The organism is Verrucosispora sioxanthis, from assembly GCF_010560025.1.
In the GTDB taxonomy this organism is placed as follows: Bacteria; Actinomycetota; Actinomycetes; order Mycobacteriales; family Micromonosporaceae; genus Micromonospora; species Micromonospora palythoicola.
The window spans coordinates 652,079-666,828 of the sequence record NZ_SAIY01000004.1; the positions used below are offsets into that span (position 1 = coordinate 652,079).

General features: G+C 67.8%; 9 protein-coding genes. All 9 read right to left on the minus strand.

Annotated elements, in window-relative coordinates:
• Positions 1 to 176: 176 nt before the first annotated feature.
• The gene (tuf, locus tag ENC19_RS15760; RefSeq protein WP_099849588.1) at positions 177 to 1,370 is read right to left on the minus strand and encodes an elongation factor Tu; all 1,194 of its coding nucleotides are present in this window, start codon (positions 1,368 to 1,370) and stop codon (positions 177 to 179) included.
• 223 nt (positions 1,371 to 1,593) lie between these two features.
• The gene (gene fusA / locus ENC19_RS15765; RefSeq protein WP_164447886.1) at positions 1,594 to 3,690 is read right to left on the minus strand and encodes an elongation factor G; all 2,097 of its coding nucleotides are present in this window, start codon (positions 3,688 to 3,690) and stop codon (positions 1,594 to 1,596) included.
• A 74-nt stretch (positions 3,691 to 3,764) separates the two neighbouring features.
• Complete coding sequence (rpsG, locus tag ENC19_RS15770) at positions 3,765 to 4,235, minus strand: 30S ribosomal protein S7 (RefSeq protein WP_093403604.1); 471 nt, start codon at positions 4,233 to 4,235, stop codon at positions 3,765 to 3,767.
• Between the two features lies 1 nt (position 4,236).
• Positions 4,237 to 4,611 (minus strand): 30S ribosomal protein S12, encoded by a 375-nt coding sequence (rpsL, locus tag ENC19_RS15775; RefSeq protein ID WP_013735958.1) that lies wholly within the window; start codon positions 4,609 to 4,611, stop codon positions 4,237 to 4,239.
• A gap of 477 nt (positions 4,612 to 5,088) precedes the next feature.
• The gene (locus tag ENC19_RS15780; protein ID WP_164447887.1) at positions 5,089 to 5,460 is read right to left on the minus strand and encodes a hypothetical protein; all 372 of its coding nucleotides are present in this window, start codon (positions 5,458 to 5,460) and stop codon (positions 5,089 to 5,091) included.
• Positions 5,461 to 5,927: 467 nt separating this feature from the next.
• Positions 5,928 to 6,293 (minus strand): hypothetical protein, encoded by a 366-nt coding sequence (locus ENC19_RS15785; protein WP_164447888.1) that lies wholly within the window; start codon positions 6,291 to 6,293, stop codon positions 5,928 to 5,930.
• A gap of 161 nt (positions 6,294 to 6,454) precedes the next feature.
• The gene (locus ENC19_RS15790) at positions 6,455 to 10,342 is read right to left on the minus strand and encodes a DNA-directed RNA polymerase subunit beta' (RefSeq protein ID WP_164447946.1); all 3,888 of its coding nucleotides are present in this window, start codon (positions 10,340 to 10,342) and stop codon (positions 6,455 to 6,457) included.
• 128 nt (positions 10,343 to 10,470) lie between these two features.
• A complete protein-coding gene (gene rpoB, locus ENC19_RS15795; protein ID WP_164447889.1) occupies positions 10,471 to 13,902 on the minus strand; it encodes a DNA-directed RNA polymerase subunit beta in 3,432 nt (1,143 codons plus the stop codon).
• 569 nt (positions 13,903 to 14,471) lie between these two features.
• On the minus strand, positions 14,472 to 14,750 hold a 279-nt coding region (gene rplL / locus ENC19_RS15800; RefSeq protein ID WP_164447890.1), incomplete at its 5' end, for a 50S ribosomal protein L7/L12.

A 14,750-nucleotide genomic window follows, 5' to 3' on the forward strand; every position in this document is an offset into this window, starting at 1 on the left:
GGCGACCTGAACGCCGCGCGAGGGTGGTTGACGGACGGGCCGCCAACCACCCCACGCCCGACTGCTCTGCCTACCCGGAGGTTCAGCGGAAGCCGAACACGGGCGGCGAACTGTCGTTACGCAACCTGACTAGTATGCCGCACGACCGGCGGCGGGTCTAATCGGGGTTACCCAGCTCACTTGATGATCTTGGTGACGCGACCAGCGCCAACCGTACGGCCACCCTCCCGGATCGCGAACTTGAGGTTGTCCTCCATCGCGATGGGCTGGATCAGCTTCACGGTCATCGTGGTGTTGTCGCCCGGCATGACCATCTCGGTGCCCTCGGGGAGGGTGACGACACCGGTGACGTCCGTGGTCCGGAAGTAGAACTGCGGACGGTAGTTCTGGAAGAACGGGGTGTGCCGGCCGCCCTCCTCCTTGGAGAGGATGTAGACCGTCGCCTCGAACTCGGTGTGCGGGGTGCTGGTGCCCGGCTTCACGACCACCATGCCGCGCTCGACGTCCTCGCGCTTGATGCCGCGCAGCAGCAGACCGACGTTCTCACCCGCACGGGCCTCGTCGAGCAGCTTGCGGAACATCTCGATGCCGGTGCAGACCGTCTTCTGCGACTTCTCGCGGATACCGACGATCTCCACCTCCTCGTTCGGCTTGAGCACGCCGCGCTCGGCACGGCCGGTGACGACGGTGCCACGACCGGTGATCGTGAACACGTCCTCGATCGGCATCAGGAACGGCTTCTCGGTCTCGCGCTCCGGCTGCGGGATCGCGGTGTCGACCGCGTTCATCAGCTCCAGGAGCCGGCCGGTCCACTCCGGGTCGCCCTCGAGGGCCTTGAGCGCCGAGACGCGAACGACCGGCAGGTCGTCGCCCGGGTACTCCTGGGCCGAGAGCAGCTCACGGACCTCGAGCTCGACGAGCTCCAGCAGCTCCTCGTCGTCGACCATGTCGCTCTTGTTCAGCGCCACGACGATGTACGGCACGCCGACCTGGCGGGCCAGCAGCACGTGCTCGCGGGTCTGCGGCATCGGGCCGTCGGTCGCCGCGACCACCAGGATCGCGCCGTCCATCTGGGCGGCACCGGTGATCATGTTCTTGATGTAGTCGGCGTGACCGGGGCAGTCGACGTGCGCGTAGTGCCGCGCCTCGGTCTGGTACTCGACGTGCGCGATCGAGATCGTGATGCCCCGGGCCTTCTCCTCGGGCGCCTTGTCGATCTCGTCGAACGGCGTGTACGGGTTCAGGTCCGGGTACTGGTCGTGCAGGACCTTGGTGATGGCCGCCGTCAGCGTCGTCTTACCGTGGTCGATGTGACCAATGGTGCCGATGTTGACGTGCGGCTTAGTCCGCTCGAACTTCGCCTTCGCCACTGGTGTCCTCCTGTGGACTTCTTGGTTCGTTCGCCCCGGTGCGCCAGGAGTGGCGCTTAGGACTCTGTCGACAGCCTTTCCGGCCTGACGGCCGGAGAGCTTTTGTGGGTTCTGCGGCGATGAAGCCTACAGGCCCGGAATTCACACAATCCGACCGAGGTGGTCGCGGTCGGGGAATGCTCCCGCGACCACCGTCGGATCATCCGATCACGTCAGGTGAGCGTCACTCACCAGTCGCCTTGGCGATGATCTCCTTAGCCACGGAGGAAGGAACCTCCGCGTAGGAGTCGAACTGCATGCTGTAGCTAGCCCGGCCCTGGGTCTTCGACCGCAGGTCGCCGACGTAGCCGAACATCTCCGACAACGGCACCAGGGCGCGGACGACACGGGCGCCGCTGCGCTCCTCCATCGCCTGGATGATGCCGCGTCGGGAGTTGAGGTCGCCGATGACGTCACCCATGTTCTCCTCGGGAGTGGTGACCTCAACAGCCATCATCGGCTCGAGCAGCGCGGGATCGGCCTTGCGGGCCGCGTCCTTCATCACCATCGAGCCGGCGATCTTGAATGCCATTTCCGACGAGTCGACCTCGTGGTACTGGCCGTCCAGCAGCGTCAGCTTGACACCGACCAGCGGGAAGCCGGCGAGGACGCCGTACTGCATCGCGTCCTGCGCGCCCGCGTCCACCGAGGGAATGAACTCCCGGGGGATGCGGCCACCGGTGACGGCGTTGGCGAACTCGTAGGTCGGCGAGTCGTTGCCCAGCGGCAGCGGCTCCAGGCTGACGATCACCCGAGCGTACTGGCCGGAACCACCGGTCTGCTTCTTGTGGGTGTACTCGACCTTCTCCACCGCGCGGCGGATGGTCTCACGGTACGCCACCTGCGGCTTACCGATGTTCGCCTCGACGTTGAACTCGCGGCGCATCCGGTCGACCAGGATGTCCAGGTGCAGCTCGCCCATGCCGGAGATGACCGTCTGACCGGTCTGGTCGTCCAGCTTGACGCGGAAGGTCGGGTCCTCCTCGGCCAGCCGCTGGATGGCGGTGCTCAGCTTCTCCTGGTCAGCCTTGGTCTTCGGCTCGATGGCCACCTCGATGACCGGCTCCGGGAAGGTCATCGACTCCAGGATGACCGGATTCGCCGGGTCACACAGGGTGTCACCGGTGGTGGTCTGCTTCAGACCCTGCACCGCGATGATGTCGCCAGCCTTGGCGGAGCTGCGCTCCTCCCGCTTGTTGGCGTGCATCTGGTAGATCTTGCCGACCCGCTCCTTGCGGTCCTTGGTGGAGTTGACCACCTGGGACCCGGACTCGACCACGCCGGAGTAGACCCGGACGTAGGTGAGCTTGCCGAGGTGCTTGTCGGTCTGGATCTTGAACGCCAGGCCGGAGAAGGGCTCCGAGGTGGACGGCTTACGCTGCATCGGCGTCTCACCGTCGGTCGCCGTACCCTCGATCGCCGGGATGTCCAGCGGCGACGGCAGGTAGTCGATGACGGCGTCGAGCATGGGCTGCACGCCCTTGTTCTTGAACGCCGAGCCGCAGAGCACCGGGTTCGCCTTGCTGGCGATGGTGGCCCGCCGGATGGCGGCCTTGATCTCCGCAACGGAGATCTCCTCGCCCTCCAGGTACTTCTCCATCACCGAGTCGTCGACATCGGCCAGGGTCTCCATCAGCTTCTCGCGCCACTCAGCCGCGGAGTCGGCCAGGTCCGCCGGGACCTCCTCGATCGCGTAATCCTCACCCTTCTGGGTCTCCCCGCGCCAGGTGAGGGCGCGCATCTCGACCAGGTCGACGACGCCGATGTGGTCGCCCTCGAGCCCGATCGGGATCTGGAGCACCAGCGGGGTGGCGTTCAGCCGGTCGATCATCATCTGCACGCAGCGGAAGAAGTCGGCACCGGTCCGGTCCAGCTTGTTGACGAAGCACATCCGCGGGACGTTGTACTTGTCCGCCTGGCGCCAGACGTTCTCCGTCTGCGGCTCCACGCCGGCCACGCCGTCGTAGACCGCGACCGCACCGTCCAGGACCCGCAACGACCGCTCCACCTCGACCGTGAAGTCGACGTGGCCGGGCGTGTCGATGATCTGGATCGTGTGGCCCTTCCACTCGCACTTCGTGGCGGCGGAAGTGATGGTGATACCGCGCTCCTGCTCCTGCTCCATCCAGTCCATGACGGCGGCGCCCTCGTGGACCTCACCGATCTTGTACGTGATACCGGTGTAGAACAGGATTCGCTCGGTGGTAGTGGTCTTACCGGCATCGATGTGCGCCATGATGCCGATGTTGCGTACGTTGGCGAGCGCGTCTGCGGCGGCCACTTCAATCCCTACTTATCGTCGTCTCGACACAACTGGTGGCGGTCCCGGCACCGGATGGCGCCGGGACCAGGGTGTTACCAGCGGTAGTGCGCGAAGGCCTTGTTGGACTCGGCCATCTTGTGCGTGTCCTCGCGCCGCTTGACGGCGGCACCGAGGCCGTTGCTCGCGTCCAGCAGCTCGTTCATCAGCCGCTCGATCATCGTCTTCTCCCGCCGGGCGCGGGCGTAGGTCACCAGCCAGCGCAGGCCCAGCGTGGTCGCCCGAGCCGGGCGCACCTCGACCGGCACCTGGTAGGTGGCGCCACCGACACGGCGGCTGCGCACCTCAAGGGTCGGCTTGACGTTGTCCATGGCGCGCTTGAGGGTGACGACCGGGTCGGTACCGGACTTCTCCCGGCAGCCCTCCAGGGCGGCGTAGACGACGCGCTCGGCGAGCTGACGCTTGCCGCGCAGCAGGATCTTGTTCACCAGCTGCGTGACCAGAGGCGAGTTGTACACCGGGTCAGCGACCAGCGGTCGCCGCGGAGCAGGTCCCTTACGCGGCATGTCAGCTCTTCTCCTTCTTCGCGCCGTAACGGCTGCGCGCCTGCTTGCGGTTGCGGACGCCCTGGGTGTCCAGCGAACCGCGAACGATCTTGTAACGCACACCGGGGAGGTCCTTCACCCGGCCACCACGCACGAGCACGATCGAGTGCTCCTGCAGGTTGTGCCCGACACCGGGGATGTAGGCGGTCACCTCGACCTGGCTGCTGAGCTTGACACGAGCGACCTTGCGCAGCGCCGAATTCGGCTTCTTCGGGGTGGTGGTGTACACCCGGGTGCACACGCCCCGACGCTGGGGGGATCCCTTGAGCGCGGGGGTCTTGGTCTTGGTGGTCTTCGCCTGACGGCCCTTTCGGACCAACTGCTGAATGGTGGGCACCGGGTTTCTCCGCTCCCTTCGGCCGCTGCTCGCGGCCGCGCCGTCTGCCGTAGCCGATCTCGTGACCGGCTCTCCTACATTCCGACCAGGGCCACCTCGCGGAGGTCCCGGCACCCGCGGTCGGGCGTGTCGCCAAACTCACGGTTCCCGTCCGGCGCTCACACGCAGAACGGGGTTTGTCACCGGCACACGGATCGCCGCAGGCCGGATCTTCTGGCTCAGTCGTGGTACGACCCGGATGCCGGATCGCCGGCTCCAGCGCACGCACGAGTTGCCCGGGCGGGCCCGGGCACAAGGGGAAAGAGTACCTACCACAGCCGCGCAGGTCAAAACGGAAGACTTGCCGGAGTTCGCACCGCTTGCCGGCCGGCTTCTGTCAACCACCCGCCCGTGATGGGCACCTACGGATACAAGTGTACCGGCTCTGCCGGAACCCGGCCCGCGAGCCCCCGAGCCGGCCCGCCTCGGCGCCCCTGCTCAGGCCAGCGCCAACACCAGCGCCAGTCCCAACCCCACCAGGCAGAGCAGCAGTCCCGCCCCGCCACAACTGACCCCGGCGATGGCCAGGCCACGGCCGGTGAAGCGGACCGCCGGCGGGGGTGCCGGGCGTCGGATCTGCCGCATTCCGAGCAGGCCCGCCACCACCGCACCCGCGCCGGTGAGGCCACCCAGCGCGGCGAAGGCGCCCGCCGCCCAGGCCCCGTTCGCCCCTCCCCCGATCGCGCCGAAGCAGATGACCAGGACCGAGACCAGGACCGAGGTGATGCCCGCCACCAACGAGCCGACCGCCAGGCCCGAGGCGACCGGGGGCACGTCGAGATGCACCACCGCGAACGGGGTCCCGGGCACCGGTTGGACCCGCTTCGGCGGTCGGGGACGCTCCTGCGGCGGTGGTGGCGGCGGCTGCCTCCAGCCCGAGCCACCGGCGGGCAGGCCGGCGCCGACGGTCCGGGCGTCGGTCCGAAAGCTGGCGGGCCGGCGGCCGGAGGCCCGAAGGACGCGGGAGCGGGCGGTGCCGAGCCAGGCGGCGGCCCGAAAGCCGGCGAGCCAGGCGGCGGCCCGAAGGGTGAACCGATGGCTGACGGGGAGGTCGGCGGGACGGTCTGCTCCGGTTCGGGCCGGGCCCATCCGGTCAGGTCGGCCTCCGGGCGCCCGGTAGCGGGCTGAGCGGCTTCGCCGCCCTCGGGACGCGCCGGTTCCGTCACGGGATCCTCCTTGTCGGGCAGCGTCCCCGCACCGCGCGACGGACACCGGTCAGGCTACCGTCGCAAGTCAGCCCCTCGGTGCGGGGCGCGGCGACCCGTGATCGCGCCGGGTCAGTCGACGTTGGGCGCGAAGTCCTGCCCGTACGGTGCCTCGGCGAGCCGGATGATCCCGATCACCAACGCCACCACCAGGCTGACCGCGACCAGCACCAGGCCCGTCCACGCCAGCCGCTCGCCCCGACGCAGCCAGGCCGCTCCGGTCAGGAAGCCCGCCGAGGCGTACGCCTCGCGGCGCGCCTGTCGAGCCAGGTGCAGGGCCACCGTGGCCGGCACCACGCCACCGATCAGCAGCCCCGTCAGAGCCGCCATCAGACCGAGGGCGAAGACCGCCCGGGCCTTGGTCGCCCGGACCGGATCCGGGTCCAGCGGGTGACGCGGTGCCGACGCGAGGGGCGCCGATCCGGGTGCGATCGTCATGACCACATGATGCCCCCGTCGACGGGTGTCCGCGGCGTACCCGCAGCACGAACTGGACCCGCGGCGCGGGAATGGTCCACTACCGCGCCCACGGAGACACCCCCGGAACACGAGGAGGCCCCAGCGCGCCTGCGCCGGGGCCTCCCATGTCACCGCACGGTCTAGCGGTACGACCCGAAGTCGAAGTCGTCCAGCGGGACCGCCTGGCCACTGGCCGGCCCGAAGCCGTAGTCGGTCTCCGGGTAGCCGGTCATCGAGTAGACCTTGGCCTTCGCCTCCTCGGTCGGCTCGACCCGGACGTTGCGGTACTTGCTGATGCCGGTACCGGCCGGGATGAGCTTACCGATGATCACGTTCTCCTTGAGACCGATGAGCGAGTCGCTACGGGCGTGGATCGCCGCGTCGGTCAGCACCCGGGTGGTCTCCTGGAAGGAGGCCGCCGAGAGCCAGGAGTCGGTGGCCAGCGAGGCCTTCGTGATGCCCATCAGCACCGGGCGACCGGCGGCGGGCTCGCCACCCTCGCCGACGAGCCGGCGGTTCTCCGACTCGAACAGCGCCCGGTCGACGAGCACACCCGGCAGGAACTCGGTCGAGCCGGAGTCGATGACCGTCACCCGCTTGAGCATCTGGCGGATGATGATCTCGATGTGCTTGTCGTGGATGAGCACACCCTGCGAGCGGTAGACCTCCTGGACCTCCTGGGTCAGGTGGACCTGGACCGCCCGCGGGCCGAGGATGCGCAGCAGCTCGTGCGGGTCGATGGTGCCCTCGGTGAGCTTCTCGCCGACCTCGACGTGGTCGCCGTCGTGCGCCCGCAGCCGGACCCGCTTCGAGATCTTGTCGTAGACGATCTCGTCACTGCCGTCGTCCGGGATGACCACGATCTTGCGCGACCGCTCGCCGTCCTCGATCCGGATCCGGCCGGGGGTGTCGGCGATGGGCGCCTTGCCCTTCGGGATCCGGGCCTCGAAGATCTCCTGGACACGGGGCAGACCCTGGGTGATGTCCTCACCCGCGACACCACCGGTGTGGAAGGTACGCATCGTCAGCTGCGTACCCGGCTCACCGATGGACTGGGCGGCGATGATGCCGACCGCCTCGCCGACGTCGACGATCTTGCCGGTCGGCAGCGAACGGCCGTAGCAAGCACCGCAGACGCCCAGCTTCGACTCGCAGGTGAGCACGCTGCGTACCCGGACAGTCTCGACCCCGGCGGCGACGATCCGGTCGACCAGAATCGAGTTGATGTCCGCGCCCCGCTCCGCGACCACGGTGCCGTCCGGCCCCTTGATGTCGTCGGCCAAGGTACGGGCGTGCACGCTGGTCTCCGCGTGCTCGTGCACCACCAGCCGGCCGTCGAGCTGCTGACCCACTTGCATCGGGATGGCCCGGTCGGTGCCGCAGTCCTCCTCGCGGATGATGACGTCCTGCGAGACGTCCACCAGACGCCGGGTCAGGTAACCCGAGTCGGCGGTACGCAGAGCGGTGTCCGCGAGACCCTTACGCGCACCGTGCGTGGAGATGAAGTACTCCAGCACGGACAGACCCTCCCGGTAGCTGGCCTTGATCGGCCGCGGGATGATCTCGCCCTTCGGGTTGGCCACCAGACCACGGATCGCCGCGATCTGCCGGAGCTGGAGCAGGTTACCGCGAGCACCCGAGTTGATCATCTTCCACAGCGGGTTCTCCTGCGGCAGCGCGGTGTCCATCTCCTTGGCGACCTCGTTTGTCGCCTTGGTCCAGATCTCGATGAGCTCGCCGCGACGCTCCTCGGCGGTCATCAGACCACGCTGGTACTGCTTGTCGATCCGGTCGGCTTCCTTCTCGTACCGCTCCAGGATCTCCCGCTTGCGCGGCGGAGCGATGACGTCCTCCATGCCGATGGTCACGCCGGACCAGGTGGCCCAGTGGAAACCGGCCTCCTTGAGCCCGTCGAGGGTGGCCGCCAGGGCCACCTTCGGGAACCGCTCGGCGAGGTCGTTGACGATCGCGGAGAGCTGACCCTTGCGGATCTCGTAGTTCACGAACCGGTATCCCTGCGGCAGGGTCTCGTTGAACAGCACCCGACCGAGGGTGGTCTCCACGGTCAGCGGCTCACCCGGCACCCAGCCCTCGGGCGCGGTCCACGGCTGACCACCGGCGCCGTTGTCGACCTCGACCACGTCCCGCAGCCGGATCTTCACCGGCGCCTGCAGGTGCAGCTCACCGTTGTCGTACGCCATCCGCGCCTCGGCGTCCGAGCTGAACGCCCGGCCCTCGCCACGCTCACCGGTGGTGAGGTGGGTCAGGTGGTAGAGCCCGATGACCATGTCCTGGGTGGGCATGGTGACCGGCTTGCCGTCGGCCGGCTTGAGGATGTTGTTCGACGACAGCATCAGGATCCGCGCCTCGGCCTGGGCCTCGGCGGACAGCGGCACGTGCACCGCCATCTGGTCACCGTCGAAGTCGGCGTTGAACGCGGTGCAGACCAGCGGGTGGATCTGGATGGCCTTGCCCTCGACCAGCTGCGGCTCGAAGGCCTGGATGCCGAGTCGGTGCAGGGTCGGCGCCCGGTTGAGCAGCACCGGGTGCTCGCCGATGACCTCTTCCAGCACGTCCCACACGACCGGCCGCTGCCGCTCGACCATCCGCTTGGCGGACTTGATGTTCTGCGCGTGGTTGAGGTCGACCAGCCGCTTCATCACGAACGGCTTGAACAGCTCCAGCGCCATCTGCTTGGGCAGGCCGCACTGGTGCAGCTTGAGCTTCGGGCCGACCACGATGACCGACCGGCCGGAGTAGTCGACGCGCTTGCCCAGCAGGTTCTGACGGAACCGGCCCTGCTTGCCCTTGAGCATGTCGGACAGCGACTTGAGCGGGCGGTTACCCGGACCGGTGACCGGCCGGCCGCGGCGGCCGTTGTCGAACAGCGCGTCGACGGCCTCCTGCAGCATCCGCTTCTCGTTGTTGACGATGATCTCGGGCGCGCCGAGGTCGATCAGTCGCTTGAGCCGGTTGTTCCGGTTGATGACCCGGCGGTAGAGGTCGTTCAGGTCGCTGGTGGCGAAACGGCCACCGTCGAGCTGCACCATCGGGCGCAGGTCCGGCGGGATGACCGGTACGCAGTCCAGCACCATGCCGAGCGGCGAGTTGCGGGTGTTCTGGAACGCCGCGACGACCTTGAGCCGCTTGAGCGCCCGGATCTTCCGCTGCCCCTTACCGGTGCGGATGGTCTCCCGCAGGTTCTCGGCCTCGGCCTCCAGGTCCATGTTCTGCACCAGGGCCTTGATCGCCTCGGCGCCCATGCCACCGGTGAAGTACTCACCGAACCGGTCGCGCAGCTCACGGTAGAGCAGCTCGTCGGTGACCAGCTGCTTCGGCTCCAGCTTGCGGAAGGTGTCCAGCACCTCGTCCAGGCGGTCGATCTCGCGCTGGGCCCGGTCGCGGATCTGGCGCATCTCGCGCTCTCCGCCCTCCTTGACCTTGCGCCGGACGTCCGCCTTCGCGCCCTCGGCCTCCAGCTCGGCCAGGTCGGCCTCGAGCTTGGCCGCCCGCTTCTCGATCTCCGAGTCGCGGCTGTTCTCCGACTGCCGCTTCTCGGCCAGGATCTCGTTCTCGATGGTCGAGAGGTCACGGTGACGCGCTTCGGCGTCAACGCTCGTCACGACGTACGAGGCGAAGTAGATGATCTTTTCGAGGTCCTTCGGCGCGAGGTCCAGCAGGTAGCCCAGCCGGCTCGGCACGCCCTTGAAGTACCAGATGTGGGTCACCGGAGCGGCCAGCTCGATGTGGCCCATCCGCTCACGGCGGACCTTCGAGCGGGTCACCTCGACGCCGCAGCGCTCACAGATGATGCCCTTGAACCGGACCCGCTTGTACTTACCGCAGTAGCACTCCCAGTCCCGCTGCGGACCGAAGATCTTCTCACAGAAGAGCCCGTCCTTCTCCGGCTTGAGGGTGCGGTAGTTGATCGTCTCGGGCTTCTTGACCTCGCCGTGCGACCACTGACGAATGTCGTCCGCGGTCGCCAGCCCAATTCGCAACTCGTCGAAAAAGTTGACGTCGAGCACGTTCAAATCCCTCACACGTCGCTTGGTGCGTCAGCAGCTCACCGGGTTTTGGTTTCGGGGCGGGGTGACCCAAGAAGGGATCAAGCCTGACCGCCCGGAGTGGGTCGCCCCGCCCCGAAACCCCAACGTCACACTTCCTCGACCGAGCTCGGCTCGCGCCGGGACAGGTCGATACCCAGTTCCTCCGCGGCCCGGAACACCTCGTCGTCGGTCTCGCGCATCTCCAGGGCCACACCGTCGCTGGAGAGCACCTCGACGTTGAGGCACAGCGACTGCAGCTCCTTGAGCAGCACCTTGAACGACTCCGGGATGCCCGGCTCGGGGATGTTCTCGCCCTTGACGATGGCCTCGTAGACCTTCACCCGGCCGAGGACATCGTCGGACTTGATCGTCAACAGCTCCTGCAGGGCGTACGCGGCACCGTAGGCCTGCATCGCCCAGCACTCCATCTCACCGAAGCGCTGACCACCGAACTGCGCCTTACCACCCAGCGGCTGCTGCGTGATCATCGAGTACGGGCCGGTCGACCGAGCGTGGATCTTGTCGTCGACCAGGTGGTTGAGCTTCAGGATGTAGATGTAGCCGACGGCGATCGGGTCGGGCAGCGGCTCGCCGGAACGACCGTCGTACAGCTGCGCCTTGCCGGTGGCCCCGATCAGCTGCTTGCCGTCCCGGTTGGGCAGGGTCGACGCGAGCAGACCGGAGATCTCCTCTTCGCGGGCACCGTCGAAGACCGGAGTGGCCACGTTGGTGTCCGGCTCGGAGGAGTCGGCGCTGATGCTCTGCAGCTGCCGCTTCCACTCGGCGTCGTCCCCCTCGACCTGCCAGCCCGTCTTGGCCACCCAGCCCAGGTGAGTCTCCAGCACCTGGCCGATGTTCATCCGGCTCGGCACACCCAGCGGGTTGAGCACGATGTCGACAGGGGTGCCGTCCTCCAGGAACGGCATGTCCTCGACCGGCAGGATCTTGGAGATGACGCCCTTGTTGCCGTGTCGACCGGCGAGCTTGTCACCGTCCTGGATCTTCCGCTTCTGGGCGACGTAGACCCGGACCAGCTCGTTGACGCCCGGCGGCAACTCGTCGCCGTCCTCCCGGGAGAAGGTACGCACGCCGATGACCGTGCCGGTCTCGCCGTGCGGCACCTTCAGCGAGGTGTCCCGGACCTCCCGCGCCTTCTCACCGAAGATCGCGCGGAGCAGTCGCTCCTCCGGGGTCAGCTCGGTCTCGCCCTTGGGCGTGACCTTGCCGACCAGGATGTCGCCGGGAACGACCTCGGCACCGATCCGGATGATGCCGCGCTCGTCGAGGTCGGCGAGCATTTCCTCGCTGACGTTCGGGATGTCGCGGGTGATCTCCTCCGGGCCGAGCTTGGTGTCCCGGGCGTCGACCTCGTGCTCCTCGATGTGGATCGAGGTGAGCACGTCCTGCTGCACGAGGCGCTGCGACAGGATGATCGCGTCCTCGTAGTTGTGGCCCTCCCAGCACATGAACGCCACCAGGAGGTTGCGCCCGAGCGCCATCTCGCCCTCGTCGGTGCACGGCCCGTCGGCGATGACCTGGCCGGCCTCGACGCGGTCGCCCTCGAAGACCACCGGCTTCTGGTTGACGCAGGAACCGGCGTTGGAGCGGCGGAACTTGTGCAGCAGGTACGTCCGGCGGTGGCCGTCGTCCTGGTGGACCGTGATGTAGTCGGCGCAGAGGTCCTCGACCACGCCACCGACCTCGGCCACGACCACGTCACCGGCGTCGACGGCGGCACGGTATTCCATGCCGGTGCCGACCAGCGGAGACTCGGCCTTGACCAGCGGCACCGCCTGACGCTGCATGTTCGCGCCCATCAGGGCGCGGTTGGCGTCGTCGTGCTCAAGGAACGGGATCATCGCGGTCGCGACCGAGGTCATCTGCCGCGGCGACACGTCCATGTAGTCCACGGCACCCGGCGCGACGTCCTCGGTCTCGCCGCCCTTACGCCGGACCAGGACCCGGTCCTCGGCGAACGAGCCGTCGGCCCGCAGCGGGGCGTTGGCCTGCGCCTTGACGAACCGGTCCTCCTCGTCCGCGGTCAGGTAGTCGATCTGGTCGGTGACCCGACCGTCGATGACCTTCCGGTACGGCGTCTCGATGAAGCCGAACGGGTTGACCCGGGCGAAGGTGGACAGCGCGCCGATCAGACCGATGTTCGGGCCTTCCGGCGTCTCGATCGGGCACATCCGGCCGTAGTGGGACGGGTGCACGTCGCGGACCTCGAAGCCGGCCCGCTCCCGGGACAGACCACCGGGGCCGAGCGCGCTCAGCCGTCGCCGGTGGGTCAGGCCCGCCAGCGGGTTGGTCTGGTCCATGAACTGGGACAGCTGCGAGGTGCCGAAGAACTCCCGGATCGCGGCGACGACCGGCCGGATGTTGATCAGGGTCTGCGGCGTGATCGCCTCGACGTCCTGGGTGGTCATCCGCTCCCGGACGACCCGCTCCATCCGGGACAGGCCGACCCGAACCTGGTTCTGGATCAGCTCGCCCACGGTACGCAGCCGCCGGTTGCCGAAGTGGTCGATGTCGTCGGCCTCGTAGCCCTCCTCACCGGCGTGCAGCCGGCAGAGGTACTCCACGGTGGCGACGATGTCGTCCTCGGTGAGCGTGCCGGTGGTGATCGGCACGTCCAGCTCGAGCTTCTTGTTGAACTTGTACCGACCGACCTTGGCTACGTCGTACCGCTTCGGGTTGAAGAAGAGGTTGTCGAGCAGGGTCTGGGCGTTCTCGCGGGTCGGCGGCTCGCCAGGGCGCAGCTTGCGGTAGATGTCGAGTAGCGCCTCGTCCTGGCCGGCGATGTGGTCCTTCTCGAGCGTGGTCATCATCAGCTCGGACCAGCCGAACTTCTCACGGATCTGCTCGGCCGACCATCCGATGGCCTTGAGCAGCACCGTGACGGCCTGCCGACGCTTACGGTCGATGCGAACGCCGACCGTGTCGCGCTTGTCGATGTCGAACTCCAGCCAGGCACCCCGACTCGGGATGACCTTGACGCTGGAGAGGTCGCGGTCGGAGGTCTTGTCCGGCTGCTTGTCGAAGTACACGCCCGGCGAGCGGACGAGCTGGCTGACCACCACACGCTCGGTGCCGTTGATGATGAAGGTGCCCTTCGGCGTCATCATCGGGAAGTCACCCATGAACACCGTCTGGCTCTTGATCTCGCCGGTGGTGTTGTTGGTGAACTCCGCGGTCACGAACAGTGGCGCGCAGTAGGTGAGGTCCTTCTCCTTGCACTCCTCGATCGAGGCCTTGACCTCGTCGAAGCGCGGCGCCGAGAAGGAAAGCGACATAGTGCCGGAAAAGTCCTCAATGGGACTGATCTCGTCGAGGATTTCCGCGAGACCCGAGCGTGCGTGCGGGTCGTCCGCCGACCGGCCCTGCCAAGCCTCGTTGCCGACGAGCCAGTCGAAGGACTCGTTCTGAATGGCGAGGAGGTTGGGGACCTCGAGGTGTTCGGTGATCCGACCGAAGGAAACTCGGCGGGGAGCGAATGCGCTCGACGTACGACTGGTCTTCGCAGGGCGGGAAGCTGCCAAGATGCGTCCTTCCGAGGACCGGTGCTGCAGAACGGCTGGTACGCGTGCACTCCAATGACCCCACCAGAAAATATCCACAAACGGACATTTCCGAGCAGGGGTCAAGTCGGAAGGCAGCGCAAACTAGCAGTGTAGCCGAGAGGCTAACCGCTGTCCAGCCCACCCCGCAGGTTGTCGCGGAACGTGCCTCGGGACCCCTCGAACGGGTCGAACCGGGCCGCTCGGAACGCAACGTCCCTGCCGGGCCGCTCGGGTCTGCGTGGCGAGTGGAGCTGCCGCTGCATTACCCGCGCGGTGGCCGTCGCAAGCGCGGAAGGTCTTGCAGATGTCAGCGTGCCTGGCAGTCCAGGGCCGCGTCAAGGGCCCTCGTCGGCATCGGCCCTCTTTCCCACCCACGGGCGAGCCCGCCGGCTCTGGTCGACGCGCCGCGAACCTGGCTCGACACCCTGCTCATGCCGGGTGCGGCGGCCCACGAACACGGCGGGCGGCGATCCACTGTCGGATCGCCGCCCACTGGGACGTGCGGTGCCCGGTTCATGTGAGCCGGGACGGCCAGGTGGGAACTCAGGTCACTTGAGGGTGACCTTGGCGCCCTCACCCTCGAGCTTGGCCTTGGCCTTGTCCGCGGTCTCCTTGTTGACCTTCTCCAGGACCGGCTTCGGAGCGGCCTCGACCAGGTCCTTGGCCTCCTTGAGGCCCAGGCCGGTCAGCTCACGCACGACCTTGATGACCTGGATCTTCTTGCCGCCGTCGGCGTCGAGGATGACGTCGAACTCGTCCTTCTCCGGCTCGGCCTCGGCAGCGGCGCCACCGGCGGCCGGACCCGCCATCATCATCGCGGCCGGGGC

What these genes read in the sequence shown, in the direction of transcription:
- ENC19_RS15785 (WP_164447888.1), bottom strand. Translation starts at nt 6,293, where the DNA reads ATGACGATCGCACCCGGATCGGCGCCCCTCGCGTCGGCACCGCGTCAC.
- rpsG (WP_093403604.1), bottom strand. Translation starts at nt 4,235, where the DNA reads ATGCCGCGTAAGGGACCTGCTCCGCGGCGACCGCTGGTCGCTGACCCG.